3 protein-coding genes are annotated in these 3,522 nt (G+C 69.1%); 1 reads left to right on the top strand and 2 read right to left on the bottom strand.

What is annotated here, in order from left to right:
• Positions 1–304: 304 nt before the first annotated feature.
• Together EES42_RS25130 and EES42_RS25125 are read right to left on the bottom strand one after the other, a co-directional pair.
• The gene (locus tag EES42_RS25130; RefSeq protein WP_277426142.1) at positions 305–1,255 is read right to left on the bottom strand and encodes an Ldh family oxidoreductase; all 951 of its coding nucleotides are present in this window, start codon (positions 1,253–1,255) and stop codon (positions 305–307) included.
• 361 nt (positions 1,256–1,616) lie between these two features.
• Positions 1,617–2,618 (bottom strand): GlxA family transcriptional regulator, encoded by a 1,002-nt coding sequence (locus EES42_RS25125; protein WP_124720516.1) that lies wholly within the window; start codon positions 2,616–2,618, stop codon positions 1,617–1,619.
• Between the two features lie 153 nt (positions 2,619–2,771).
• On the opposite strand from EES42_RS25125, the gene EES42_RS25120 reads away from it, so the two are divergent.
• Entirely contained in the window at positions 2,772–3,491 is a 720-nt protein-coding gene (locus tag EES42_RS25120; RefSeq protein ID WP_124720515.1) for a DJ-1/PfpI family protein, read from the top strand.
• Positions 3,492–3,522 lie beyond the last annotated feature (31 nt).

The raw sequence follows: 3,522 nt of genomic DNA, 5'->3' as shown, positions 1-3,522 counted from the left end.
CCACAGTCGAACACCCACCCAACAACGTGACAACGCCCGGCGGCGCGCTGTCCACGGACGACCCCTCCCAGCATGACCAACCAGAAGATCACCCACCCGGTCAGTCAACGTGACAGTGCCAGCCGATGGGCTTCCGTCATATTGACTTGATCGGACGGTCGGCGAGCGAACAGTCCGGTTGTCGCACCAGATTTGGCTATCCGGCTGGGGATGAGTTCTGTAGGCCGATCGGGACGGCGAGCTCGTCGCCGGTGAGCCGGCAGCGATCCGGTCGGGTGGGCGCGGGTATCCTCGCGATCCTTGGTCAGGGCGTCGTGAGCGCTCGGTAGACGTCGTCGGGGATTTCGACCTCGGTGATGGGCGTCTTTCGCCGACCGAAGTCCGCGTCGTGCTCGGAGGCGAGTCGACTCAGATGATCCTCCGCTCGCTGTGCGTACGATGTGTCGAAGGCGGTCGGGTCGATCGCCGTGACGAACAGGCCTAGGCGCGGGGACCGGGTTCCGGAGTCGAAGGGCGCCGCGTCCTGTGAGAACGATCCGCCGGCCACGGCGGCCAGCATCTCGACCACGAGCGCGATGTTGGCACCCTTGACGCCTCCGAACGGCAGGAGCGCGCCGCTCAGGGCGGCGCGTGCGTCGGAGGTCGGGTTGCCGTCGGCGTCGAGCGCCCAGCCGTCCGGAATGGTCTCGCCCCGCATCGCCGCGTCTCGGACGGTCACCCAGGCGGCCGCGCTCGTCGCCTGATCGAACATCCGCGGACCCGACGGGTGAGGCAGCGCGCACGAGAGCGGATTGGTGCCCGTGATTGCCACGCGCGCGCCGTACACGGCCATGAGCGCCGGCGAGTTGGCGCATGCCAGGGCGATCAGCCCCTTGTCGGCGACGCGCGACGCGTAGTGACCGAGCTCTCCGGCGCTGAAGGAGTTATACATGGCGAGAACGGCCACACCGCTGGCGCGAGCCCGCTCGACAAGGTCTCCGAGGGCGTGGTCGAACGCGAGCTGCGCGGTGCCGCAATCGGCGTCGACGGTGACGACGGCGGCCCGAGCCGAGGCGACGCGGGGTCGGGCCACGCCGTTCAGACGTCCGTATCGGAGAGCGGCGAGGTAGTCGAGCAGATGCGCCGCTCCCACTTCACGCCTGCCTCGTCGCTCGGCGGCAACGGTCGCTGACGCGAGAACTGCAGCCATCTCTGGGGATCCGCCTGCGGACCGGATGGCAGACTCGCACAGTGATTCCAGAGCGTCCAGCGGCATCCGGTGGGAGGAACGGTTCGAAGTCATGTCCCTCGAGGCTATCGGAAAGGCGCAGAGTCACAGGCCGCGTGGAGTCGTTCGGCCACGATCCTGTGGGAGCAAGAACTAGATCCAACCGCGCTTCTTTCCGAGGAGCATGGCCTGCTGGGCTGGGGCTCGCGATCAGCGGCTCGCGTGAGCAGCGCGGCAGAGAACACGTCCATCTTGCGCCGATGATGCGGCGGAACGGCGTTGTCATGTTGGTGCGGTGTTGATCGATTGAGGGCGCGTCAGGGTGTGTGGGGGTCGGGCGGGGGCTTGGCTCACGCTGTGGTGGGCAGGGCGGTGGCGCCGGTGATCTCGTCCCAGATGGCGGAGCGGTTCAGTCACGGTCGCTCCGCGGGGGTGCACCCCGGGGAGCGCTGTGGACGGTGCGGTGCTGGCTGGGTGTGGTTCCGTAGTGGTCCAGGAACACCTGCCTCATTGCCTCGGCGGAGCTGAATCCGCAGCGCCTCGCGATCGAAGCCAGTGGCAGTGCTGTGGAGACGAGGAGTTGTGAGGCCGCCTCGGCTCGGGCGGTCCGTACGAACTGGGCCGGTGTCTGTCCGAGGTTGTCGAGGAACAGCCGGGCCAGATGACGTCCGCTGACTCCCGCGTACGCGGCGAGCGCGGTGGCGCTGAGGTCGCCGTCGAGGTGCCCGGTGATGTGCTCGACGGTCCGTTGCACGGTCCGGTGCTCCGGAGCCGGTGCATCGACGAACATGCTGATCTGGGCCTGGTTGCCGGGCCGCTGGAGGTAGGTCACCATCATCCGGGCCAGTGTCCGGGCGAGGGCTGGGCCGTGGTCCTCCTCGACGAATGCGAGGGTGAGGTCGAGTGCCCCGGTGACCCCGGCCGACGTGCAGACGTGCTCGTCGCGGAGGTACAGCGGCGCGGGGTCGACTTCGACGGCCGGGTGACGCTGCGCGAGGTCGTGCGCGTACGCCCAGTGGGTCGTGGCGCGCCGGCCGTCGAGCAGCCCGGTCGCCGCCAGAACACTGGCGCCCGTGCACACCGATGCGACCCGACGGCCGATTCCGGCCAGGCGGCGCACGTGCTCCACCAGCCAGGGGTTCTGCGCCGCCGCGGCGTGGCCCGGCCCGCCGACGACCAGCAGCGTGTCGACCGGGCCGCGGGTACGCTCCAGCGCCGCCTGCGCGCCCAGGACCAGTCCTGACGAGCAGCGCACCGGGCGGCCCTCCGGGGCGACCAGGCGGACGTCGTAGGGCGGACTCGCACCGAGGCGGTTCGCCCCGTCGAAGGCGCTGGTCACGCAGGCGACCTCAACGAGTTCCACATCGTCGTAGGCCACGACCACCACGCGGTGGCGGACGGCTTTCGTCATGCCTACGACCCTACCGAATCCGTCTACAGGACAGGCATCCCAGGATTTCGGACATAGAGTCCAGAGGCTCCTGTCTCTGGTTGCGGCGGTGGGTGAGGGTGGTCAGGGCGGCAGCCGGCCACCGGCCACCCACCGACATTCAGGAGTCCTGTCATGACTGAAACCTCGCCCGCGCCGTCGGCCCCGGTGAAAACCATCGCCTTCGTGCTGTACCCGGGCCTCACACCGTTGGACATCGTCGGCCCGCTGCAGGTCTTCGCAGCGCTGGCTGATCTGGTTCCCGGCTACCGCACCGTCGTGATCGGCGAGCGGATCGAGCCGATGGGAAGCGACACCCCGCTGTCCCTGGTACCCAGTCACACCTTCGAGGAAATAGCGGATCCGCATGCAATGATCGTGCCCGGCGGCCTCGTCCCCACCCTTGCCGCGATGGCCGACGAGAATCTGCTGGGCAACCTACGCGAGACCGCGGCGCGGTCCCAGGTCGTCGGCTCGGTGTGCACCGGCTCGCTACTGCTCGCGGCGGCAGGGCTCCTGGAGGGCCGCCAGGCCACCACGCACTGGATGTACCGCGACTTGCTCGCCCGCTTCGGGGTAACGCCGGTCACCCGGCGCTGGGTCGAGGACGGGCACTTCATCACCGCCGCCGGCGTCTCGGCCGGCATCGACATGGCACTGCACCTTGTCGCCCGCCTCGCCGGCAACGAGGTCGCGCGCATGGTCCAGCTGTTCATCGAGTACGACCCCGAGCCGCCCTTCGGCCCGATCGACTGGACAGCTGCCGACAGCGGCCAGTACGCGCCCTTCGCCCGACAGCTGCTCCAGAACGCTCTCGCCGACCACCCAGCCCTGCTGGCGCAACTGAGTAGCTGAGCGAGGCAGACGGCGCAGTGGTGATGAGGGC

The organism is Streptomyces sp. ADI95-17 (genome assembly GCF_003846175.1).
Taxonomy (GTDB): domain Bacteria; phylum Actinomycetota; class Actinomycetes; order Streptomycetales; family Streptomycetaceae; genus Streptomyces; species Streptomyces sanglieri.
Note: the sequence above shows the minus strand (reverse complement) of the source record. Positions and strands in the feature narration are given on the sequence as shown.

Excerpts from the sequence above, each read along its gene's own strand:
- EES42_RS25125 (WP_124720516.1), bottom strand. The coding sequence starts at position 2,618 with ATGACGAAAGCCGTCCGCCACCGCGTGGTGGTCGTGGCCTACGACGAT.
- EES42_RS25130 (WP_277426142.1), bottom strand. The coding sequence starts at position 1,255 with ATGCCGCTGGACGCTCTGGAATCACTGTGCGAGTCTGCCATCCGGTCC.
- EES42_RS25120 (WP_124720515.1), top strand. The coding sequence starts at position 2,772 with ATGACTGAAACCTCGCCCGCGCCGTCGGCCCCGGTGAAAACCATCGCC.